Below are 23094 nucleotides of genomic sequence, written 5' to 3' on the forward strand. Positions count from 1 at the left end.
CGGCGAAAACGCCGGCGAGACATCGACCGCCATGTACAATTACGCCAGTCCCCTACCCGCACCGAAGAGACAAACCAAGCCGTGCGCGGAATTGCTCCACGTCATGAATTCCGCCATTTTGTGCTGGCCGATTCAGGCTGGGTCAGGGGCTAGAGCCCGTCCCTTCGATGGATGGACATTACCGAAATCGTTGTGGATAGGGCAAGGCCACGTCTAACGGTTTTTTAACGAATCTGGTTACCGGAAGGGACTTGAAATTGGGTGCCGCACCGGAACGTTTTGACAAAGCCATTGTGATTCAAACCCTTTTCCGGCGAATATGAAAAAGGCCGCCCGAAACGAAATATTCTGAAATAATTCTCTTGACAGCTACTTCTCCCCCGCCGCTCGACCGCGCGTTGAACAAGCTGTGGATGACCGGCTGTAAGGCCATGAAAAGACTACGGTTTTTTTGACAGGCAAATTTAGGCGATTGCCGCAGGCAGGGTATGCCGGTGTCTGCGGCACTGTATATGCCGGCAAAACATTACTGGTGCTGGAATCACTTCACAGGCGTTGCTCTCGGGCAATTTTTTTAAGTACTTGCCGGCAAACGAAAAAACCCGGCCTGTGCGACCGGGTTCAACGTCGATGGATCGAGGATGAGTCGGTCAGGCCGACAGCGTCTTGACCCGCTGGGCCAGCCGCGAAACCTTGCGGGAAGCCGTGTTCTTGTGAACGACGCCCTTGGTGGCGGCGCGCATCAATTCCGGCTCCGCTGCCTTGAAGGCTTCGACCGCCGCGGCCTTGTCGCCGGCGGCCAGCGCCTCTTCGACCTTGCGGACATAGCTGCGGACGCGCGAACGGCGGTTCTTGTTGACCGCAGCGCGGCGGGCGATCTTGCGCGTAGCCTTTTTGGCCGAGGAAGTATTGGCCATGATGCCTCTCTTCTGATCTGGTAAACGCCAGCGATGTCGCAGGGCGCAAAAAACAAACGGGCAGCCACGGGCCGCCTCGGTTGGTGCGGCTTATAGTTCAGCTTTTCCGGCGCGTCAACGCCGCTTAGCGGTCTTTTTGGCCGCCTTCAAACGCGTCGCCCCGAAACGGGCAACGCGCTTCAGGTCTTGTCTCGTGCAATTCGTTTTCCCTACCGCCGCACTTTTGAGCGACCTGCGTCAGCGGTTGGTGAAATTTGGCTTCCGCTTCTCGACGAAGGCGGCCATGCCTTCCTTCTGATCGTCGAGCGCGAACAGCGAATGGAACAGGCGGCGCTCGAAGCGCAGCCCCTCGGCCAGGGTCGTCTCGTAGGCGCGGTTGACCGCCTCCTTGGTCATCATGACCGACGGCAATGAGAACTCGGCGATCTTCGCCGCCGCCTTCAGTGCTTCCTCGGTGAGCTCGGCGACCGGCACCACCCGCGAGACCAGTCCGCAGCGCTCGGCTTCGGCCGCATCCATCATCCGCCCGGTCAGGCACATGTCCATCGCCTTCGACTTGCCGACGAACCGCGTCAGTCGCTGCGATCCGCCCATACCCGGCATGACGCCGAGCGTGATTTCGGGCTGGCCGAACTTGGCGTTGTCGCCGGCGATGATGAAGTCGCACATCATGGCGAGTTCACAGCCGCCGCCGAGCGCATAGCCCGCCACCGCCGCGATGATCGGCTTACGGGTGCGCGTGAACTCCTCCCAGCCGACGAAAAAATCTTGGCAGTAGGCGTCGGCGAAGGACATCGATTGCATTTCCTTGATGTCAGCGCCGGCGGCAAACGCTTTTTGCGAGCCCGTAAGCACGATGGCGCCGATCCCGGCGTCGGCGTTGAACGCGCTTGCCGCGGCCACGACCTCCGCAAGGACTTGCGAATTCAGCGCGTTGAGGGCTTTGGGCCGGTTCAACGTGATCAGCCCGACCTTGCCGCGGGTCTCGGCGAGAATGGTTTCGTAAGCCATGGTTTCGCTTCCTTCCGTGGCTGAGGAATGACCGATATTGTTCCTAGCTCACCGCTGACATGTCCGGCAATAGAAGGTCGAGCGCCCGCTTTGCACGATGCGCGCGATGTGGCCGCGGCAGCCGGGCTTCCGGCACGGCTCGCCCTCGCGATCATAGACCGCGAAGGAATGCTGGAAATAGCCGAGCGATCCGTCGGCCTGGACATAGTCGCGCAGCGAGGAACCCCCGGCGGCGATCGCATCGGCGATGACCGAGCGGATCGCCTCGGCAAGGCGATCGCTTTGTTCTTTCGCCTTTTTGCCGGAACCGGCAATGGCGCCGGCTTCGCGCATTGGCGACAGGCCGGCGCGCCACAAGGCCTCCGCCACATATATATTGCCAAGCCCGGCGATCAGCCGCTGATCGAGCAGCGCGGCCTTGAGCGGCGATCTGCGATCCTTCAGCAGCGAGGCGAGCAGGGGACCGTCAAGCGCATTGCCGGTCGGCTCGATGCCCAGCCCCGCCAGCATCGGATGCGTGTCCGGCGCGCCTTCGGCAAACAGCATGAAGCCGAAACGGCGCGGGTCGTTGAAGATGACGCGGCAGCGCTCGCCCTTCGCAGAGATGACGTCGAACACGACGTGGTCGTGCGCCGCGCTTTTCGAGCGCTCGAGATGGAAAGAGCCGGGGATATCGCCGCTCCCGGCGGCTTCGACCCGGAACGATCCCGACATGCCGAGATGGCAGATCAGAACCGGACCGTTTTCGATATGCATCGTCAGATATTTGGCGCGCCTGCCAAGCGCGGTCACGGTCTTGCCGGTAAGGCGTTCCGAAAAGCGTTCGGGAAAAGGAAAGCGAAGGTCGGCCCTGCGCGCCTCGACCTTGACCAGGCGCGCCCCTTCCAGAACCGGTTGGAGCCCGCGCCGGACGGTCTCGACTTCGGGCAGCTCAGGCATGGCCGCCTATCGTTGTAAGGAAGGAGGCGCCATGGCCGCCAGGCGCCAGGCCGAGGTGATCCGCGACCGTTTCGCCGATATCGGCGAAGGTTGGCCTGAGCCCGATGTCGCCACCTTTCAGCCCCGGCCCGATGCCGATCACGGGAACGCGCTCGCGTGTATGGTCGGTGCCGCGCCAGGTCGGATCGTTGCCATGGTCGGCGGTCAGGATCAGAAGGTCGCCTGGCCCGATGCGCGACAGCGCCTCCGGCAGCCGTCGGTCGAAGGCTTCGAGCGCGGCCGCATAGCCGGCAACGTCGCGCCGGTGGCCGAACTCGCTGTCGAAATCGACGAAATTGGCGAAGACCAGGTCGCCTTCGCCGGCATCGTCCATGCCGCCGAGCGCCTTGTCGAACATCGCCATGTTCCCGCCCGCTTTGCGCACTTCCGAGATGCCGCGATGGGCGAAGATGTCGCCGATCTTGCCGATGGCGATGACCTTGCTGCCGCGGCCGGTCAGCCGGTCGAGCAGGGTCTCCTCCGGCGGCGGCACCGCATAGTCGCGGCGGTTGTGGGTGCGCTGGAACGTGGCTGGCGTCTCGCCCACGAAGGGCCGCGCGATCACCCGCCCGATCTTCAAGGGGTCGACCAGGCGGCGCACGGTGAGGCAGAGCTCATAAAGCCTGGCGAGGCCGAAATGCGTCTCATGCGCGGCGATCTGCAGCACGGAATCGACCGAGGTATAGCAGATCGGCTTGGCCGTACGGATATGCTCCTGGCCAAGCCGCTCGATGATCTCGGTTCCGGACGCATGGCAGTCGCCGAGGATTCCCGGCACCTTGCCCTCGCGGATGATTGCTTCGGTCAGATCGGCCGGAAAGGCAGGCACCGTGTCGGGGAAATAGCCCCAGTCGAAACGCACCGGCAGGCCGGCGATCTCCCAGTGGCCGGACGGCGTATCCTTGCCGCTCGACACTTCCTGGGCGGCGCCATGGAAAGCTGAGGCAATCAGCGGTGCCTCGATGCCTGGTCGCAGCCCGGTTGCGGTTTGCGCGGCGCGGCCAAGCCCGAGCGACATCATGTTTGGCACGCTGAGCAGTCCGTTGCGCAGGCCGTCCCGATCGGCGCGACCGTCGGCGCAGGCCTTGAGGATATGCCCGAAGGTGTCGGCGCCGGCATCGCCATAGCGCTCGGCGTCGGCTGCGCCGCCGATGCCGAAAGAATCGAGAACGAACAGGAATGCGCGCGCCATGGATCTCATTGTTGTCAGCCCCGGCCGCCAGACATAAGGTTCCCCGGCGGCGTTGGCAAATCGGAAACCAAACCGCAACGGCTTCGCGCCATAGTTGTGACGAGGCGCAGATGCGGCGGAGCGAAGCAAGGATGGCGAGGCGCGGCAAAACCGCGGCAAGGCAGGCCGTGAAGATGTGCGCGGTTGCTCTGGCGGCGTTTGGCGCAGCCTCCTCGCCGGCATGCGCCGACTGGCGTGACGACATCGGCACGTTCCGCATCGGCATCGTCGCCGAGCCGGGTGGTGGCAACAGCGTGCCCGGGCTCGCGCGCCTGACGGAGGCCTTTGCCAATGCGCTCGGCATGAAGGTCGAGTTCGTGGTCGCGCGCGACTATGCCGCGCTGATTGAGGCGCAGGCGAGCGGACGGGTGCAATACGCGGTCTACTCCGCGCTCGCCTATGCCACCGCCTCGCAGCGCTGCGGCTGTGTCGAACCGCTGGTCGCACCTGTCGATGTCGACGGCGCCGTAGGCATCCGTTCGGTCCTGGTGACGCGCGACGGCCGGCTCCCGGACCTTGCCGCGATGGCTTCGCATAGGATCGCGATAGCGCCGGCCGAAAATGTCGGCGGAGCGCTGCTGCCGCTGGCGGCCCTTTCCGCCGAAGGCGTCAAGATCGCCCGGGATTCGCCCTTCCTGGCGCGCGCCGCTTCGGCGACCGCGGCCGAGACGATGCTGGCCGGCGGCGAAGCGGACGCCCTGTTCGGGTGGGAGCCCGCCGATGCCGCCGGCCAGTCCGCCCATTCCGGCGGCACGGTCGCGCGACTGGAGGCTGCCGGCATCCCCGGGGCTTCGCTTCGGGTGTTGTGGACCTCAGGCCTGTTGCGCTACGGCCCGCACGCAGTCCGCAGCGATCTCGATCCGGAGGCAAAGCGACGGTTGACGGTCTTCCTGACCAATCTCAAGTCTCAGACGCCTGACGTCTACGACCTGCTGGAGGCGACGCATCCCGGTGGCTTTACGCCAGCCGCGTCGAAAGACTACGCCATGGCCCTGGCGATCGTGGAACGGGAATCGGCTGGAGAGGAATAACCTGTCAACAGTCGCTGCAAGGAATCGTCGGACTCCGACGTGGCCTGAGATAATAGGTCTCGCTCATGTTTATGTGGCTGAAGGTCGACAGCAATCCGGCCGATTTCTGCTGCGCGTTGTTCCCATCCCAAGCGATGACCGGTGTATAGCCGAGGTCGCTCTCCACCCGGATCAGGAAAGTGTTGCGGATTTTCAACGTCGACGGGACGGTCGTGGGATCGCCGCTCTTGGCATCTGCGCTGTAGGTGTTGCCCACCAGCTTGCGCGACCACACCACCTTCACTGTCGGTGACGCCTCGTCCGACATCTGTATGGCGGTGATGATGATCGACGGCTTCGAGCGGTTGTAGGGCAGAAGCGTCGTCGTACCGATCTTCATGATCGCGTCGAGGTTAGCCTGCACGACCGCCTGCTGCTGCGTCACGAGATCGGCCACCATGCTGCCGATGCGGCTGACCTTCTTGCTGGTCTCGATGGCCTGCGACGCCTCCATCGTGATGAAATACATGATGAGCAGCACCGGCATGATGAACGCGAATTCGATCGCAGCGACACCGCGCCGATCGCCGCCGAACCGCCTCGCTCGCCCCACGATGGCCAAAATCCCCCGATGTGCCCCCGCACTGTACATCCTATCCTCCAAGCCGCCGCAGTCTCAGCCGTCCGCCGGCCTCAGTTGTCGAATGGTTCGTTTTGCCAGGTCACGGACGCGAAATGCAGCGTGGTGCCATCAGTGAAATTCTGCATCTGTTTGGCCAGGAGATCCGTCATCACCGGCCATTTGTAGAACACCCGCAGCATGTTGATCGATTCGGCCAGCCCGGGCGAAACTGTGGGGGTCATGTCACCCCCGCCTTGCGTCAGCACGATGCGGTCGCCGTCTATTCTGAAGCCTGCCGTGGCGGCGTCGGCGAAGCTCGAATATTCGCGCAAATCCACCAGCAGTCCGGGGCAGTTCTTGGCCACCATGATCTCCAGCCTGCTGCAGATCAGCTGCTTGACGGAGGCTTCGGTGACATTCGCCTTCTGCAGCTGTCCGGTCCGCAGCTGGCGGGCGACATCGTCGGTGACGTTGGCCATCACCTCCTGGCCGGCGAACGAAACGCAGCTCTCGAGGATGGCGAAGACGAGTAGCGCGAACGGGATGGCCAACAGGGCGAATTCCATCGCCGTGCTGCCGCGTCTGTCGCTGAAGAAACCGGGGCGGGATTTGGCGCGCGCCTTGCCGTCCGTGCCGTCGCCGGATGTGGCGTTCTTGCTCATTTTTTGCGTTCCTGCCGATCCCCATTGCGGTACCGGCGGCAAGGTAGCGAAAACCCATTGAGTTCCGGTTTGGATGATCGCTAAATTCGCCGGCCGAGCTTTAAGCTGTCTTTAACGGCCCGCAGGATTCGCCCTCGCTCAGGCTTAGTGCATGTCGCTCAGAAGTGTGCGGCGGTTCCGGGACGACGACATGCGTCAAAACCAAGACTTAAAGCGCGTCGCCTGAATCCGTTTCAGCGCGACGCGCTTCAGTGCCCGGCGCTCATTTCGGATTCGGAAGCCTTCTCGGCCTCGGTCTTGAACGCGCTCTCGCAATAGGGCGTGCAAGACATGGTCTGCACTTCAGCCCGCCTGTAGATGCGTACCGAGGAAGCGGCCTGCCGCACGACCGTCACCTGTTCATCGATGATCGGGCTGCCGTCTGAGTCGAGCACGACCACATTGGTGACGCCAAAACCTTTGCCGGTAAGAACGATGGTGGAGGCATCCTGCACGGAGGCATCGGCAATCGCCGGATTGCCGATGACGACCGTGTCGGCCGCGCGCGACAATTTGACGATCTTTGCCTGGTTCATGGTGACTTCTATGCCGGCGCCGGCGCTGGCCGGCATGACCAGAACGGCAGTTGCCAGCAGCGCGGCGACTGGAAACAGCGATCTCGGCAAGGTCATTGAAGCGCTCCCGGCGGGTAGATTCTTCAACGGAACATGAACGAGATTGGTGAACCAACGGTTAAACCTGGCCTGGCTGCAATGGCCGATCGGCTTGCCGCATGCGTCATGCATCGATGGTCCTCGCTGTTTTAGCAATATTGCAGGAGCCCCGGTTTCCGCTGTTTTGCCGGGGTCCCGGGACGCTCGACATTGTTTAGGCTGTGGTTAACCACACAACGCGTTCACCGCCGGAAAGGAATCGGTAAGGCTGTTTATTAAGCCGATTGAAAGGGCTTCTGCCTAGATTTGCTGCATCCGATCAACCCGCAAAGAGAAGTTGACGGAAGTGCTGTAACACGTGGAGTAGGAGCTCTCGAATGTCTAATCTCATTGCACGTTTTGTGAAGGACGAATCCGGCGCGACCGCCATCGAATACGGTCTGATCGCCGCTCTCATCGCGCTCGCCATCATGGTCGGTGCCACCGCGCTCGGCAGCTCGCTGAACGCCAAGTTCCAAAACATTGCCACCACGCTTAACGGCGCGGCTCCGTGATAGGCAGCGATATCGCGCCTTCTCGGCAAATAGCAAAAGGGCCGCCTGTTGGTGGCCCTTTTCATGCAGCCGGCCGGTTCTGATCGTCCGGCCTCTCGATCGTCAATCCAGCGCGCCTAGCATGCCGCTGTAAACCTGTCACAGGCACGCTGCATCTATGCTTGAAGCCGTGATCTTCGTCGTCTTTCCTTTCTGTATGCTGTTTGCGGCGATCTCGGACACGTTGTCGATGACGATCGCCAACCGCGTCCCGGTGCTCCTGGTGGCGACGTTTGCGATTGTCGCTCCGCTGACCGGCATGGACTGGGCAACCTTTGGATGGCACTTCGCCGCCGGTGCCCTGGTGCTTGCGGTGACGTTCGGTCTTTTTGCGCTCGGCGGCATGGGCGGCGGCGATGCCAAGCTTCTCGCCGCCACGGCCGTCTGGATGGGTTTCGGCATCAACCTTGTCGGCTACCTGGTGACCTCGACCCTCATCGGCGGCCTGTTGACCCTTGCCATCCTCCTCTACAGAAAATCGGCGCTGGCGGCATACACCGGGCACAACCGCTTTCTGCGCCATTTCGCCGACGAGAGCGTCGGCGTTCCCTATGGTGTCGCGCTTGGTCTCGGCGGATTGATCACCTTCCCGGATTCCCCGCTGGTGGTTTGGGCTCTGGAAAGGCTCGCCGCTTAGCTCGCCTTAACGAACAAGGATCCCGAAGGCGGCCTGGCCGCCTTTTTTGTTAACGCGGGGCCGCTCCGTCTAATTTGAGTAAACGTTAAATTAATCACGATCGTAAGCATTACATTAACCTTGTTTTGACGATTGCAGCTGCAAAGTCCGGCCTGGCGAGGGTGGTTTGCCAAAGGCGAAGGGTTTCGGACGAATGCCAGCATCCCGATTGATCATTCTGGGCGTGGCTGCGGTCGCGGCGGGTGGCGCAGGCTATGTCGCGAAGAACATGGTCGTGGCGCCACCGCCTCAAGTCACTGTCGATGCGCCCAGGCAGCCGGCGATCGCATTGCAGGACGTGCTGGTGCTTTCCGGCGACGTGCCGATGGGCAGCCAGATCGGAAACAACGTCAGGTGGGAAGAATGGCCGGCCGACGGCGTCAATGCCAATTTCATCACCCGCGCCGCCGAACCTGACGCCGTCGAAAAGCTCAAGGGTTCGGTTGCGCGCATGGCCATGTATACGGGCGAACCGTTGCGACGCTCCAAGCTGGTCGGCGAGGGGCAAAGCTTCATGTCGTCGATCCTGCCGACAGGCATGCGCGCTGTCGCGACCGCGATATCGGCCGATACGTCCGCCGGTGGCTTCATCCTGCCCAACGATTTCGTCGACGTCATCATGACCCGTCGCGCCGACACCGGCAACGGCGGCAGCGGCTTCAACACAGAGACCATCCTCAAGAACATCCGGGTGCTGGCGATCGACCAGACCATCCAGGAAGACGAGGAAGGCAAGAAGACCAGGGTCGGCCAGACCGCGACGCTGGAGCTGACGCCGCAGCAGGCCGAGATCATCACGGTGGCGCAGCAGATGGCCGACCGCCTCACGCTGGCGCTGCGTCCGATCACCGACATCCATGAAAAGCCTACCGACGAAGCCGACTACCTTGTCAATGGCAATGGCCGGCGCGGAACGGTGCGATTGATCAAGTCGGGTGAGGTTTCCGAGGTGGGAGCAAGGAAATGAGGCTAAACGGCAAACTGCTGCCCTTCCTGGCGGCCGCGGCGATCGGCCTGTTCCTGTTCGGCACAAACGCTCCCGGGGTAGTCGAAGCCAAAGCCGCGAGCGCCGGCGTATCGGCTTCCGTCGCCACGCAGCGCGTCAAGCTCGGTCTCAACAAATCCGTGGTCATCGACCTGCCGAACGACGCCTATGATATCCTCGTCGCCAATCCGGCGGTTGCCGATGCCGTCACCCGCACGGCGCGACGCATTTACCTGTTTGGCAAGGCTGTCGGTGAAACCAACATCTTTGTTTTCGGTCCTAATGGCGAGCAGATCGTCAGCCTGGATCTGGCCGTCGAGCGCGACGTCGCCGGGCTGGAGGACTATCTGAAGCGCTTCATTCCGTCCTCGCAGATCAAGGTCGAGCTTCTCAACGACAACGTCGTCCTGACGGGCATGGTCGACACGCCTCTCGATTCCAAGCGCGCGGTCGACCTGGCAACCATCTTCGTATCCGGCGGTGAAGCGACGACGGGTCAGTATTCGCAGACTGCAGCCGGCGGCTCGGTCAATGGCGGCGTCGACATCAACAACCCCGACCAGGAGCGCCGGACCTCCAAAATCGTCAACCTCTTGCAGATCATCGGCGACGATCAGGTGACGCTCAAGGTGACTGTCGCCGAAGTCAGCCGCTCCGTGATGAAGCAGCTCGGCGTCAACATGGTGGGCAATGGCGGCAGCAACGGCATAACCTATGGCTCTGTCGTCGACACCTTTCCCGGCCTCGGCAAGCCGCTGTCTAGTTCAGGCTTCAACTTCGCCAGCTCGTCCCTGCAAGGCACCATCAACGCCATGGAACAGTCGGGCGTCATGAAGACGCTGGCGGAGCCGACACTGACGGCCGTGTCGGGCGAGAAGGCGACGTTCAAGGTCGGTGGCGAATACAACATGGTGAGTTCAGTCACCAACAACAAATCGACAGACAATCAGACTGGCGAAAGGACCTGGACGGCAGACAAGGTCGAATACGGCATCGGGTTGGAGTTCCAGCCGGTAGTGTTGTCTGCCGGCCGCATCAGCCTGAAGGTAAGAACCGCGGTTTCAGAGCCGACTACGGAAGGCTCGTTCGCGTTGGGCGACACGAACATCATATCGCTGCGCAAACGCCTGGCGGACACGACGGTGGAATTGCCTTCCGGTGGTTCTATGATGATCGCCGGTCTCGTCCGCGATGATGTCCGGCAGGCCGTCGACGGCTTGCCTGGGCTGACAAAGATCCCCGTGCTCGGCACGCTGTTCCGCAGCCGCGATTTCGTCCGCAACGAGAGCGAGCTCGTCATCATCATCACGCCCTATCTGGCGCGACCGGTGGCGCGCAACGACTTGGCCAAGCCGGACGACAATTTCAATCCGCCAAGCGATGGCGCCGGCATGTTCCTCGGCCGCGTCAACCGCGTCTACGGCACCATGCAGACCGACAGGCCGCCGGGCCGCTATCACGGCGTCGTCGGCTTCATCTACAAATGAGTGGGAATGCGGATATGTCCAAGTCAGCATCGAAGGTCGTGACGGTCCGGGCGGCGTCCGGTATCGAAAGGATCCGTCGGCCGATAGTCCCGGCACTGGCGGTTATGCTCGCGGTCTCGCTCGCCGGCTGCGCCAGCTGGCACCGCGATAGCGTTACGGTCGGGGCGATACCGGACGATTACCGGACGACCCATCCGATCGTCATCGCCGAGAAGAACCAGAAGATTGACCTGCCGGTCGGCGCGGGCGACCGCGGCATGACTGGCGCCCAGCGCGACACGCTGCTTGGCTTCCTTGAAGGCTACGACAAGAGCGCCGCGCCGGCGTTGACGATCGCGATGCCGGCCGGGTCCGCCAACGAGGTTGCCGCCCGTGCCGCCGGCCGCGATTTTGCCAGGCTCGCCATGGCGGCGGGCGTCAAGCGCAACCGCATCGTCATGACTTCCTATCAGTCGGCGGTGCCGGAGGCCTCCGCGCCGGTGCGCGTCGCCTTCGTCGCGGTACGGGCCCAAACCGACAAATGCGGGCGTTGGCCCGACGACATTCTGGAGACGTCGGAGAACAAGCACTATGCCGACTTCGGCTGCTCCTACCAGAACAACCTCGCGGCCCAGCTGGCCAATCCCAACGATCTGCTCGGGCCGCGCAAGCAGTCCGACATCGACGCCGAAAATCGCGGCGCGGTGATCGACGTCTATCGGAGCAGGGGGATCTCGGACGAGTTCCTCGGCAATTCGGAAGTAACCTACTGAGCCGCGCCGGACGACGAAGAGAGCAGTCACGGAAAGAGCATGACGATGAGCAATCTTGCCTACGACACGCCCACGGAAACCGGCGACCTTTCGCAGCAGGACATCGCCGCCATGCAGGCGCTGCGTCCGGTGCCGCGCATTTCGATCCAGGCCTTCTGCGAGACTGAAGGCGTCTCCAACCCCGTAACACGCGCGGGCGAGGACCGCCGCATGGCCAAGGCCCATCTCAAGGTCCATATGGGCGGCGTCCCGACCGCGATCGAGTTCTACCAGTCCGCGCCGACACCGAACCTGATCCTGCTCGAATCGCGCAGCGAGCCGCAGCAGCTGCTCGAACAGCTGGGCCAGCTCGCGGAATATTGCGATCCGTCCTCCAAGGTGGTGGTCATCGGCCACTACAATGATGTCGGCCTCTACCGCGAGCTTATCCGGTCGGGCATTTCGGAATACGTCATCGCGCCGGTCTCGATGACCGACATCGTCAGCGTCGTGTCGTCGATCTTCGTCGATCCGGAATCGGAGCCGATCGGCCGCTCGCTCGCTTTCATCGGCGCCAAGGGCGGCGTAGGCTCCTCGACCATCGCCCACAATGTCGCCTGGGCGATGTCGTCGCTGTTCAAATCCGAAGTCGTCATTGCCGATCTCGATCTCGCTTTCGGCACCGCCAACATCAATTTCGATCAGGACCCGGCGCAAGGCATCGCCGAGGCCGTGTTTTCGCCCGAGCGGGTGGACGAGGTCTATCTCGACCGCCTGCTGGCGCAATGCGCCGAGCATCTGTCGCTGCTCGCGGCTCCCTCCACGCTCGAGCGCGTCTATGATTTCGATCCCGAGGCCTTCGCGCAGGTCATCGAGACGGCGCAGCGCAGCGCGCCTCTGCTCGTGCTCGATGTGCCGCATGTCTGGAGCGGGTGGACGAAGAGCACGCTGATCAAGGCCGATGAGATTGTCATCACCGCCACGCCCGAGCTCGCAAATCTGCGCAACACCAAGAACTTGGTCGATATGTTGAAGCGGCTGCGTCCGAGCGATCCGCCGCCGAAGCTGATCATCAACCAGGCAGGGGTGCCGAAACGGCCGGAGATCGCGGCTTCCGATTTCGCCGAACCGCTCGGCATCACGCCCATGGCGGTGATCAACTTCGAGCCGCTGCTGTTCGGCAACGCGGCCAACAACGGCCGCATGCTGGGCGAGATGGACGCAAAGAGCCCGGTCGTCACCATCATCAACGAGATAGCGCATGTGCTGACCGGGCGCAGCGAAATCAAGGCAAGGAAGAAGGCAGGCCTGGGCTCGATCCTCGGCAAGCTCTCGCGCAACAAGAAGTGACGCTGATTGAGCGGCATCGGGTAGTCGATCATGTTTGGTAAAAGAGGCACAGACGACGGCAACCGGGCGACGCCCGAATTCCGTCCGCCGGCGGCCGCTCCCGCCGCTCCCGCGGCCGCGGGCACGATCGCGGCCGAGCGGCCGGCCGCGCCGACCTCCAGCGCGGCAGCCGCGCCGCCGGCCCGCCGTCCTGTCGAGCCGCCGCCGATGGCGCCCGAGCCGCCAAGAAAGATCCAGCGCGAGCGCAGCGAGGCCTATTACGACACCAAGAGCCAGGTTTTCTCCGCGCTTATCGATACGATCGACCTGTCGCAGCTCGCCAAGCTCGATCCCGAGACCGCGCGCGAGGAAATCCGCGACATCGTCAACGACATCATTGCGATCAAGAACTTCGCGATGTCGATCTCCGAACAGGAGGAGTTGCTCGAGGACATCTGCAATGACGTTCTGGGTTATGGACCGCTGGAGCCGTTGCTCGCCCGCGACGACATCGCCGACATCATGGTCAACGGTTCCAAGAACGTCTACATCGAAGTCAACGGCAAGGTCGAACAGACCGGCGTCCGCTTCCGCGACAACCAGCAATTGCTCAACATCTGCCAGCGCATCGTCAGCCAGGTCGGCCGTCGTGTCGATGAATCGAGCCCGATCTGCGACGCGCGCCTTCCCGACGGCTCGCGCGTCAACGTCATTGCGCCGCCGCTCTCGATCGACGGCACCGCGCTCACCATCCGCAAGTTCAAGAAGGACAAGCTGACGCTTGATCAGCTGGTCAAGTTCGGCGCGATCTCGCCGCAAGGCGCGGAAATCCTCAAGATCATCGGGCGCGTCCGCTGCAACATCGTCATTTCTGGCGGCACCGGCTCCGGCAAGACGACGCTGCTCAACTGCCTGACCAACTATATTGACCGCGAGGAGCGCGTCATCACCTGCGAGGATTCGGCGGAATTGCAGCTGCAGCAGCCGCATGTGGTCCGTCTCGAAACGCGGCCGCCCAATCTCGAGGGCGAGGGCGAGGTGACCATGCGCGACCTGGTCAAGAACTGCCTGCGCATGCGGCCCGAGCGGATCATCGTCGGCGAGGTGCGCGGGCCGGAAGTGTTCGACCTGCTGCAGGCGATGAACACCGGTCACGACGGCTCGATGGGAACGATCCACTCGAACAGCCCGCGCGAATGCCTCAACCGTATCGAATCGATGATCGCCATGGGCGGCTACTCACTGCCGCAGCGCACGGTGCGCGAGATCGTCGTCGGCTCGATCGACGTCATCATCCAGGCGGCGCGCTTGCGCGATGGCTCGCGCCGCATCACCCACATCACCGAGGTGATCGGCATGGAAGGCGATGTCATCATCACCCAGGACCTGGTCCTCTATAATATCAAGGGCGAGGACTCGAACGGCCGGCTGGTCGGCGAGCACGTGTCGACAGGTATCGGTCGGCCGCATTTCTGGGATCGCGCCCGCTATTATGGCGAGGAGCAGCGCCTCGCCAATGCGCTCGAGGCAATGGAGAAACGCGCTGACTGATGCGTCTGGAGGTTGGAAGCAATTCCAGGAAAAGTGTGAAGCGGTTTTCCGTCCGGAATTGCGTCTAAACAAAGAGATAGGGCGGTTCGCCGTTTCTTTGGAACGGCGAAATGCCCTGGGGATCCCGGTCGATGTTCGGAATTGACACCACCGTATTGGCGTTCATCGCGCTTGCCGGCTTTAGCGCAGGCGCGGTGGCCTATGCTTTCCTGTTCACGCGCATCGACAACGAGAAGCAGGCCGGCAAGCGGCTTCAGACTATCAAGACGGCCGAAACCGACCGCTCCGTGGTGAGAGCCTCGCGCGACCGCGCCGCGGAAGCGGTCAAGCGGCGCAAGAATCTCCAGGACTCGCTCAAGCAGCTCGACGAGAAGCAGAAGACCAACGACCGCAACCTCAAGAAACCGCCGCTGAAGGTCCAGATACGTCAGGCTGGCATGCAGGTTTCGCCCCAGCGCTTCTACATCTACTCCGCTGTCTGCGGCGTTGTCTTGACAGGCCTTCTCTTCTTCATCCGCGCGCCTTTGTGGGCCCTGCCTGGCGCCCTGCTGGTGGGCAGTTTCGGCCTGCCGCGCTGGTTCGTGTCGTTTCGTCGCACGCGCCGCGTCAAGGCTTTCCTGGAGGAATTTCCGAACGCGCTCGACATCATCGTGCGCGCGGTCAAGTCGGGCCTGCCACTCAACGACGCGATCCGCCTGATCGCCAACGAATCGCCCGAGCCGGTCCGGGCCGAGTTCCGCCGCATCGTCGATTCACAGCAGATGGGCCTATCGGTGCCCGATGCCGCCATGCGCATGTCCGAGACCATGCCATGCAGCGAGGCCGGCTTCTTCGGCATTGTCATTCAGATCCAGTCGCAGGCCGGCGGCAACCTGTCCGAAGCGCTGGGCAACCTTTCGCGCGTCCTGCGCGACCGCAAGAAGATGAAGGCCAAGGTCCAGGCGCTCTCGATGGAAGCCAAGGCATCCGCCATCATCATCGGTGCGTTGCCGTTCGTCGTCGCCTTCCTCGTCTATCTGTCGAGCCCGAACTATATCATGCCGCTGTTTACCACCAATGTCGGCAACCTGATCCTCGGCTGCGCGGGTGCCTGGATGTCGATCGGCATCCTGGTAATGCGCAAGATGATGAACTTCGAAGTGTAAAGGCGCGGATCCAAGTGACAGAGCAGGTCGTCAAAACACTCACCGACCCTTCCTTCCTGATCGCGCTGCTGGTCGGCATCGCCGTCTTTGCCACCGTCTTCACGCTCATGCCCGCGCTCGGTGGCACGTCGCTCAAATCGCGCATGAAATCCGTGGCGCTCGAACGCGATAAATTGCGCGCCGAGCAGCGCGCGCGGCTGGCCATCGAGGCCGACCGCCGCCGCAAAGGCCTGCGCGAGGAACAGTCCATAGGCATGCGCAACATTGTCGACCGCCTGGACCTCAGGCGCGCGCTTGCCGACGAAAGCACCGTCCAAAAGCTCAAGGTCGCGGGCTTTCGCGGCCAGAACCCGCTGACGCGCTTCCTCTTCTTCCGTCTCGTTCTGCCGTTCGTCGGCTTTGCGCTTGCGGCCGTCTATGTGTTCCTGCTCGGCGGCCTGCCGCAGCAGCCGGTCTTCGTCAAGCTGTTCGTCTGTGTCGTCGTCGCCTATGGCGGTTTCTACGCGCCGATCCTCTACGTCAACAACCGCGCGACCAAGCGCAAGCAGTCGATCCAGCTGGCGTGGCCCGACGCGCTCGACCTGATGCTGATCTGCGTGGAATCCGGCATGTCGGTGGAAGCGGCCTTGCGCAGGGTTGCCGACGAAATCGGCGCGCAGTCGGTGGCGCTTGCCGAAGAATTCGTGCTCACCAACGCCGAGCTGTCCTATCTGCAGGATCGCAAGATCGCCTACGAGAACCTGGCAAGCCGCACCGGCTTGGAATCGGTGAAGTCGGTCTCGCAGGCCCTGGTCCAGGCCGAGCGCTACGGCACGCCGGTGGCGCACGCGCTGCGCGTGCTCGCCGCGGAAAGCCGTGACATGCGCATGAATGCGGCCGAGAAGAAGGCCGCCGCCCTGCCGCCGAAGCTCACCGTGCCGATGATCCTGTTCTTCCTGCCGGTTCTGTTCGCCATCATCCTGGGTCCGGCCGGCATCCAGGTCAGCCAGCAAGGCATCTTCGGCGACCAGCACAGTTCCTCGAAATAGGCTGGCCGTTCGCATCAGTCAAAAAGCCGCGCGGGTCCGCGCGGCTTGCTGATTTTCAGAGGCGGTCGGTGCTTCTGCGGCCAGCAGTCAGTTCGTGGCCACTTTCGCCTTGCCCTTGTCCTGATCCTTGAGCTGGCTCCAGGCGTTCTGCTGGGCCAGCATCTGGCGCAGATAAGCGACGTTGGCCCGCGCCTGATCTGGCGACAGTTCCTGCGAAGCGATCTTTTCGGCCTCGTCGAAGCGGCCCTGCAGCCCGACGACCAGCGCCAGGTTCTGCCGCACCCGACTGTCCGCGCCCGGCTGCTGCGCGGCCGAGCGCATATAGGTTTCGGCCGTGCGCAGGTCGCCTTCGAGCACGTAGGACATGCCGAGATTCGACAGCACCGAAGGCTCGTTCGGCTTGAGCTCCAGCGCCTTGCGGTAGTTCTGCCGCGCCTCGTCCTTCTGCCCTATCTGGTCGAGAATGGCGGCTTCCGCCGAGACCAGCTTCCAGTCTGGATATTCCGGCGTCTGGGCGCGGCGCACGGCGTCGAGCGCCGGCTCGAACTGCCCATTGGCGGCAAGCGCCTTGCCATAGGCGGCGAGCACTTCGCGATCCTTGGGATAGGCGATCGCCAGCTTGCGCATCACGGCCAGCGACTGATCGGCATCGCCGTCCATCTGCAGCGCCGCTGCGAAATTCATCGCCATGCGCTTGTCGCTCGGATTGCGGGCATAGGATTCGCCGAGCCTGGACGTGGCGGTGCGCAGTTCGCCGGCCGACATCGTGTCCAGCGGCTTGTTGTCGGAGCGCGAGATGGAGCCTGTGGTCAACCTGCTGGTGCTTCCGCAACCCGCCACGCCGGCCGCCAGTGCCGCCATCAAGGTCATGGTGATCAGACGCTTAGCTGTAAGGTTCAACGCTTTGATCGGCATCGGGCGCCCGGTCTCCATTCCTGTGCGGCCATTGCCTGGCCGTCTTCCCTCCCGCAGAAATATTCTGTTAACCCTAACGGACCGTTAAGAAGCGCCGACTCAGCTGTTCGGCTGGAGATCATTGCATGCCTGTCGAACTCGTCGAGCAGAAGCCGGAAGCCGCCTTGCCTGTCTATCTGGTGGCAAAGGACGCCCTTGAAGCCGCTGCGTTGCCGCCGGCCGCCATCGCCTGGGCGAGGGCCAACGGTTTCTCCGGCGAGGCGGGGCGCACGCTGGTCTTTCCGGATGAAGGCGGTGGCCTTGGCGGCGCGCTGTTCGGCACTGGCGACGGCGAAAGCGCTCTTGCTCTTGGCGCGCTCGCGAGAGCGCTGCCGGAAGGCGACTGGCATTTTGCGTCGGACTTGCGGCAGCCCGACCTCGCCGCGCTCGCGCTGGTGCTCGGGGGCTATGTCTTCACCCGTTATGGCAAGAAACCCGGAAAGGCCCTGCGCTTTGCGCTTCCCGAAGGTGCCGACGGCACGCATATCGGCCGCATCGCCGACAGCGTGTTCCTGACGCGCGACCTCGTCAACACGCCGACCAGCGACCTGGGGCCGGTTGAACTGGAGGAAGCTGCCCGAAAACTGGCCGCCGCCCACGGCGCCGGGATCTCCGTGATCCATGGCGACGATCTTCTGGCGCAAAATTTTCCGATGATCCATGCCGTCGGCCGGGCCTCCACCGGCGCGCCGCGCCTCATCGATTTGACCTGGGGACCTGGCGATGCGCCGAAGGTGACGCTGGTCGGCAAGGGCGTCTGCTTCGATACCGGCGGCCTCGATATCAAACCGTCGTCGGGCATGCTTCTGATGAAGAAGGACATGGGCGGCGCCGCCAATGTACTGGGTCTCGCTTCGATGATCATGGCGGCGAAATTGAATGTCCGGCTGCGCGTGCTCATCCCTGCGGTCGAGAATTCGATCGCCGGCAACGCCTTCCGGCCCGGCGACGTGCTGCGGAGCCGCAAGGGCATCACTGTCGAGATCGGCAACACGGACGCCGAGGGGAGGCTGATCCTTGCCGATGCGCTGGCGCTGGCCGATGAGGAGCAGCCCGCCTTGCTGATCGACATGGCGACGCTGACCGGTGCTGCCCGCGTCGCGCTGGGGCCTGATTTGCCGCCGTTCTACACCGCCGACGAGACGCTCGCCGCCGATTTGGCCGCCGCGTCCGTCGCGGTCGAGGATCCGCTGTGGCGCATGCCTCTGTGGCGTCCCTACGATGCAAAGCTCTCTTCGAAGATCGCCGACATCAACAACGTCACCACCGACGGCTTCGCCGGATCCATCACCGCCGCGCTTTTCCTCAAGCGCTTTGTCGAGAAGACGCCCGGCTGGGCGCATTTCGACATCTTTGCCTGGAACCCGGCCGATCGCCCCTACGGCCTGACCGGCGGCGAGGCGCAGGGCATTCGCGCGTTGGAACGGATAATCACGCGGCGATTTGCCTGAGCCGGAGGAGCAAAGTCGGGGGACAAGCCGTCACTGAAACGGAACCGAAACAATTTGCCGGCATGCTTGGGCGATGTCGATCTCGATGCGCCCGAGCCAGGCCTTGCGATTGTGGCAGCAGGTGATGCTGGCCCAGGTACGCGATGGCGCGCCGGACCTCACCATGCGCCAGACTGCGATCCTGTTCACCATCTATCTCGATCCGCCGCCCCATACGGTGCGCGGGCTGGCCGCCAAGCTCAACGTCACAAAGCCGGTCATCACCCGCGCCCTCGACACCATGGGCGCGCTAAAACTGGTCTCGCGCCACCGCGACGATCTCGACAAGCGCAACGTGCTGATCCGGCGCACGGTCGAAGGCGCGCTCTTTGTCGAGCGCTTCGGCGATGGTATCGTTGCCAGAGCGCATGAACTGCCCATCTGAACGATACTCTGTTTGACTGGATTGCCGATTTGACCGCCAGGGATGCCCGCCTTCATGCCTTCCGTTCCGACCTTGCCGATGCCAGGCTGAAAGGCGAGGTCGCTGCCGAGCGCTTCGTCAGCGGCCGTCCGGCTCGCATCACGGCCTCGGTCGCCGATCTGCGCAAGGCGCCGCGCCCGGATGCCGGCGTCAACACGCAGGCGCTGTTTGGCGACGACGTCCTTGTCTTCGAGGACGCGGAGGGCTGGGCCTGGGTACAGGCCGAGCGCGATGGCTATGTCGGCTATGTCGCGGACAATCTTATTGGAATGCGCGAACATGCGCCGACGCACATCGTTTCCGTCCCGCGCACCTTCCTCTATCCCGGGCCGGATCTGCGCTTCCCGATAGGCGGGCAACTGTCGATGGGTTCTACCATCACGGTGAGCGGATTTGCCGAGACGCGCGGCACGCATTATGCGTTGCTGCCCTCTGGCGAGGCGATTATCGCCGGCCATGTGCGGCCGATCGGCGAACTGGCCGAGGATTACGTCACGGTCGCGGAGAGTTTCCTCGGCACGCCCTATCTCTGGGGCGGGGTGTCGGGCTTCGGCATCGACTGCTCGGGCCTCGTGCAGCTGTCGATGCGCATGGCCGGCAAGGCCGCGCTGCGCGACTCCGACATGCAGGCGGCATCGATCGGCTCGCCAGTCGAGCCGGGTCCCGACTATTCCGGCCTTCTGCGCGGCGATCTCGTCTTCTGGAAAGGCCATGTCGCGATCATGACCAACGCGCACGACATGATCCACGCCAACGGCCACACGATGCTGGTCTCGCGCGAAGGGTTGAAGGAGGCGGTCGCGCGCATCGGCTATCTCTATGGCGGCCCGACCGGGTTCAGGAGGCCGTAGCGCCTTTACCTCTCCCCCTGTGGGAGAGGTCGGATTGCCCCGATTTGCTCTTCGCAAATCGGTTGGCAATCCGGGTGAGGGGTAACTTGGCGCCAAGCTGGAGCACCCCTCATCCGTCTCGGCGCTGCGCGCCGATCCACCTTCTCCCACAAGGGGGAGAAGGTAACAATGATCCCCTTTTGTTCCGATTTTGCTTGGCGATCGGGCGCCGCCGCGCTACCTCTGTCGCGTGACCGAGCAGCCGCGCCTTGCCGAACAGAATGCCGCCGTCCTGCTGCCAGAGCCATTCGTCGAATGGTTCGGCAAAAAGGGCTGGTCGCCGCGGGTCCATCAGCTCGAGCTGCTGGCGCAGGCGCAAGGCGGACAATCGGTGCTGCTGATCGCACCGACCGGCGCCGGCAAGACGCTGGCCGGCTTCCTGCCTTCGCTGACGGAGCTTGCCAACCGGCCGCGCCGCAAGCCCGGCCAGGCGCATCGCGGCATCCACACGCTCTACATCTCGCCGCTCAAGGCGCTGGCTGTCGACATCGAGCGCAACCTCGGCAAGCCGGTCGAGGAAATCGGACTGCCCGTCACCATAGAGACGCGCACCGGCGATACGCCTTCACATAAGCGCCAGCGGCAGAAATTGGTGCCACCCGACATCCTGCTCACGACGCCCGAGCAACTCGCCCTGCTGATCGCGGGGAACGACGCCAAGCGTTTTTTCGAGGACCTGCGCTATGTCGTCCTCGATGAGCTGCATTCGTTGGTCACTTCGAAGCGCGGACATCTGCTGGCGCTTGGCTTGGCGCGATTGCGCACTTTCGTTCCCAGCCTGCAGACCATTGGCCTGTCGGCGACCGTTGCCGAGCCCGATGAATTGCGGTGCTGGCTGGTTGCGCAGAATCCGCCCGGCGACATGGCTGGGCTGATCACTGTCGCGGGCGGCGCCAAGCCCGATATCTCGATCCTCGACTCGCGCGAGCGCGTGCCGTGGTCCGGGCATTCGGCCCGCTACGCCATTCCAGAGATCTACGAGGCGATCAAAAAACACCGCACGACGCTTCTCTTCGTCAACACGCGCAGTCAGGCCGAGTTGCTGTTCCAGGAGCTTTGGCGGGCGAATGAGGATTCGCTCCCGATCGCGCTGCATCACGGTTCGCTCGATGTCGGTCAGCGCCGCCGCGTCGAGAAGGCGATGGCCGACAACGCGCTGCGTGCCATCGTCGCCACCTCCACGCTCGACCTCGGCATCGACTGGGGCGACGTCGATCTGGTGGTTCATGTCGGCGCACCCAAGGGGGCGAGCCGCCTCGCACAACGCATCGGCCGCTCCAACCACCGCATGGATGAACCATCGAAGGCGATCCTCATCCCGGCCAACCGGTTCGAAGTGTTGGAATGCCGCGCCGCGCTAGACGCCAACTATCTCGGCGCGCAGGACACGCCGCCATTGATCAAGGGCGCGCTCGACGTGCTCTCGCAGCATGTGCTGGGCGTCGCCTGCGGCGGACCGTTCGATGCCGACCTTCTGTACGAGGAAGTGCGCGCCGCCGCTCCTTACGCGGCGCTGGAGCGCGAGACCTTCGACCGAGTCGTCGACTTCGTCGCCACCGGTGGCTACGCGCTGAAGAACTATGAGCGCTATGCCCGCATCCGCCGGAACAAAGACGGGCTCTGGCGCATCTCGCATCCGAGCGTCGCGCAGCAATACCGGCTGAATGTCGGCACCATCGTCGAGATGCCGGAATTGAATATCCGCTATGTCCGCCAGGGTCGCGGCATGGCCGGGCGCGGCGGGCCGGTGCTCGGTAAGATCGAGGAATATTTCGCCGAGACGCTGCGTCCCGGCGACAACTTCCTCTTCGCCGGCAAGGTGCTGCGCTTCGAAGGCATCCGCGAGAACGAATGTGTCGTTTCCAACGGCGCCGGCGCCAACATCATCGTGCCGTCCTATGCCGGCGGCAAATTCCCGCTGTCGACCTATCTCGCCGAGCAGGTTCGCGGCATGCTGGCCGACAGCGACCGCTGGAAACTCTTGCCCGAACAGGTCGCCGACTGGCTGCGGATCCAACAAGAAAAGTCGGTACTGCCGAAGCGCGGCGATCTTCTTGTCGAAACCTTCCCGCGCGGCAATCGGCATTACATGGTGGCCTATCCCTTCGAGGGGCGCCTGGCGCACCAGACACTGGGCATGCTTTTGACACGCCGGCTGGAACGCGCGCATGCCAGGCCGCTCGGCTTCGTCGCCACCGACTATTCGCTGGCGGTGTGGGCACTGGACGATATGGCAGCACTTTTCAAGGCGAGGAAGCCGTCGCTCGGTCAGCTCTTCGACGAGGACATGCTGGGCGACGATCTCGAGGCCTGGCTGAACGACAGCTGGATGCTGAAGCGCACTTTCCGCACCTGCGCGGTCATTGCCGGCCTGATCGAGAAGCGCTATCCCGGCCAGGAAAAGAGCGGGCGGCAGGTGACGGTCTCCGCCGACCTGATCTACGATGTGCTGCGCAGCCACGAACCAGATCACATCCTGCTGCAGGCGACGCGCACTGACGCCTCGGCCGGGTTGCTCGATGTCAGCAGACTTGGCGAGATGCTCTCGCGTGTACGCGGTCGAATCGTGCATAAGCATCTCGACCAGATCTCGCCGCTGGCGGTGCCGGTGATGCTGGAGATCGGCAAGGAATCGGTCAATGGCGGCGCCAACGACACGCTTTTGATGGAGGCCGCCGACCTGGTCGAAGAGGCGATGGGTCGGGCATAGCGATGCCAAGATCGGAG

General features: G+C 63.4%; 22 protein-coding genes. 14 read left to right on the forward strand and 8 right to left on the reverse strand.

Going from position 1 to position 23094, the window contains the following annotated elements:
- Positions 1–650 precede the first annotated feature (650 nt).
- The 4 genes from rpsT to F3H96_RS03080 form a co-directional block, all read right to left on the reverse strand.
- On the reverse strand, positions 651–917 hold the full coding sequence (gene rpsT / locus F3H96_RS03065) for a 30S ribosomal protein S20 (RefSeq protein ID WP_095819340.1): 267 nt from the start codon (positions 915–917) through the stop codon (positions 651–653).
- A gap of 237 nt (positions 918–1154) precedes the next feature.
- Positions 1155–1928, reverse strand: a complete 774-nt coding sequence (locus F3H96_RS03070) for an enoyl-CoA hydratase (RefSeq protein WP_149790444.1) — start codon at positions 1926–1928, stop codon at positions 1155–1157.
- A 48-nt stretch (positions 1929–1976) separates the two neighbouring features.
- Positions 1977–2867, reverse strand: a complete 891-nt coding sequence (mutM, locus tag F3H96_RS03075) for a bifunctional DNA-formamidopyrimidine glycosylase/DNA-(apurinic or apyrimidinic site) lyase (RefSeq protein ID WP_149790445.1) — start codon at positions 2865–2867, stop codon at positions 1977–1979.
- Entirely contained in the window at positions 2860–4098 is a 1239-nt protein-coding gene (locus F3H96_RS03080) for a phosphopentomutase (RefSeq protein WP_149790446.1), read from the reverse strand. Before F3H96_RS03080 ends, mutM begins: the two co-directional genes overlap by 8 nt.
- Positions 4099–4271: 173 nt before the next feature.
- Between F3H96_RS03080 and F3H96_RS03085 the strand changes: the two genes are divergently transcribed.
- On the forward strand, positions 4272–5168 hold the full coding sequence (locus F3H96_RS03085) for a PhnD/SsuA/transferrin family substrate-binding protein (RefSeq protein ID WP_149790657.1): 897 nt from the start codon (positions 4272–4274) through the stop codon (positions 5166–5168).
- Between the two features lie 4 nt (positions 5169–5172).
- On the opposite strand, the gene F3H96_RS03090 is transcribed toward F3H96_RS03085, so the two are convergent.
- The 3 genes from F3H96_RS03090 to F3H96_RS03100 form a co-directional block, all read right to left on the reverse strand.
- Positions 5173–5799, reverse strand: a complete 627-nt coding sequence (locus F3H96_RS03090; protein WP_149790447.1) for a TadE/TadG family type IV pilus assembly protein — start codon at positions 5797–5799, stop codon at positions 5173–5175.
- Positions 5800–5840: 41 nt separating this feature from the next.
- Positions 5841–6431, reverse strand: a complete 591-nt coding sequence (locus F3H96_RS03095) for a TadE/TadG family type IV pilus assembly protein (protein ID WP_149790448.1) — start codon at positions 6429–6431, stop codon at positions 5841–5843.
- Positions 6432–6679: 248 nt separating this feature from the next.
- Positions 6680–7102 (reverse strand): pilus assembly protein N-terminal domain-containing protein, encoded by a 423-nt coding sequence (locus F3H96_RS03100; protein WP_149790449.1) that lies wholly within the window; start codon positions 7100–7102, stop codon positions 6680–6682.
- Between the two features lie 359 nt (positions 7103–7461).
- On the opposite strand from F3H96_RS03100, the gene F3H96_RS03105 reads away from it, so the two are divergent.
- From F3H96_RS03105 to F3H96_RS03145, 9 genes are all read left to right on the forward strand, one after another.
- Entirely contained in the window at positions 7462–7638 is a 177-nt protein-coding gene (locus F3H96_RS03105) for a Flp family type IVb pilin (protein WP_149790450.1), read from the forward strand.
- 157 nt (positions 7639–7795) lie between these two features.
- Positions 7796–8314, forward strand: a complete 519-nt coding sequence (locus tag F3H96_RS03110) for a prepilin peptidase (RefSeq protein ID WP_149790451.1) — start codon at positions 7796–7798, stop codon at positions 8312–8314.
- A 193-nt stretch (positions 8315–8507) separates the two neighbouring features.
- On the forward strand, positions 8508–9320 hold the full coding sequence (gene cpaB, locus F3H96_RS03115; RefSeq protein WP_149790452.1) for a Flp pilus assembly protein CpaB: 813 nt from the start codon (positions 8508–8510) through the stop codon (positions 9318–9320).
- Entirely contained in the window at positions 9317–10825 is a 1509-nt protein-coding gene (locus F3H96_RS03120; protein WP_149790453.1) for a type II and III secretion system protein family protein, read from the forward strand. Before cpaB ends, F3H96_RS03120 begins: the two co-directional genes overlap by 4 nt.
- A gap of 14 nt (positions 10826–10839) precedes the next feature.
- Complete coding sequence (locus F3H96_RS03125; RefSeq protein WP_149790454.1) at positions 10840–11577, forward strand: CpaD family pilus assembly protein; 738 nt, start codon at positions 10840–10842, stop codon at positions 11575–11577.
- 45 nt (positions 11578–11622) lie between these two features.
- Positions 11623–12906 (forward strand): CpaE family protein, encoded by a 1284-nt coding sequence (locus tag F3H96_RS03130; protein WP_188131262.1) that lies wholly within the window; start codon positions 11623–11625, stop codon positions 12904–12906.
- Between the two features lie 30 nt (positions 12907–12936).
- Positions 12937–14436 (forward strand): CpaF family protein, encoded by a 1500-nt coding sequence (locus tag F3H96_RS03135; protein WP_149790456.1) that lies wholly within the window; start codon positions 12937–12939, stop codon positions 14434–14436.
- Positions 14437–14567: 131 nt separating this feature from the next.
- The gene (locus F3H96_RS03140; protein WP_149790457.1) at positions 14568–15581 is read left to right on the forward strand and encodes a type II secretion system F family protein; all 1014 of its coding nucleotides are present in this window, start codon (positions 14568–14570) and stop codon (positions 15579–15581) included.
- 14 nt (positions 15582–15595) lie between these two features.
- The gene (locus F3H96_RS03145) at positions 15596–16609 is read left to right on the forward strand and encodes a type II secretion system F family protein (protein ID WP_149790458.1); all 1014 of its coding nucleotides are present in this window, start codon (positions 15596–15598) and stop codon (positions 16607–16609) included.
- An 87-nt stretch (positions 16610–16696) separates the two neighbouring features.
- Here the strand turns inward: F3H96_RS03145 and F3H96_RS03150 are convergent, their stop codons facing one another.
- Positions 16697–17524: a tetratricopeptide repeat protein gene (locus F3H96_RS03150; protein WP_149790459.1), complete on the reverse strand. Its 828-nt coding sequence runs from the start codon at positions 17522–17524 to the stop codon at positions 16697–16699.
- Between the two features lie 125 nt (positions 17525–17649).
- Between F3H96_RS03150 and F3H96_RS03155 the strand changes: the two genes are divergently transcribed.
- The 4 genes from F3H96_RS03155 (at position 17650) to F3H96_RS03170 (ending at position 23077) form a co-directional block, all read left to right on the forward strand.
- Positions 17650–19014, forward strand: a complete 1365-nt coding sequence (locus F3H96_RS03155; RefSeq protein WP_149790460.1) for a leucyl aminopeptidase family protein — start codon at positions 17650–17652, stop codon at positions 19012–19014.
- A 73-nt stretch (positions 19015–19087) separates the two neighbouring features.
- Positions 19088–19438, forward strand: coding sequence for a MarR family winged helix-turn-helix transcriptional regulator (locus F3H96_RS03160; protein WP_149790461.1), 351 nt, complete (start codon positions 19088–19090; stop codon positions 19436–19438).
- Between the two features lie 29 nt (positions 19439–19467).
- Positions 19468–20328 carry an NlpC/P60 family protein gene (locus F3H96_RS03165; RefSeq protein WP_188131263.1) on the forward strand — a complete coding sequence of 287 codons (861 nt, stop codon included), beginning with the start codon at positions 19468–19470 and terminating at the stop codon, positions 20326–20328.
- A 229-nt stretch (positions 20329–20557) separates the two neighbouring features.
- Positions 20558–23077, forward strand: coding sequence for a ligase-associated DNA damage response DEXH box helicase (locus tag F3H96_RS03170; protein ID WP_149790463.1), 2520 nt, complete (start codon positions 20558–20560; stop codon positions 23075–23077).
- Positions 23078–23094 lie beyond the last annotated feature (17 nt).

Source organism: Mesorhizobium sp. NFR06, assembly GCF_900115245.1.
Classification (GTDB): domain Bacteria; phylum Pseudomonadota; class Alphaproteobacteria; order Rhizobiales; family Rhizobiaceae; genus Mesorhizobium.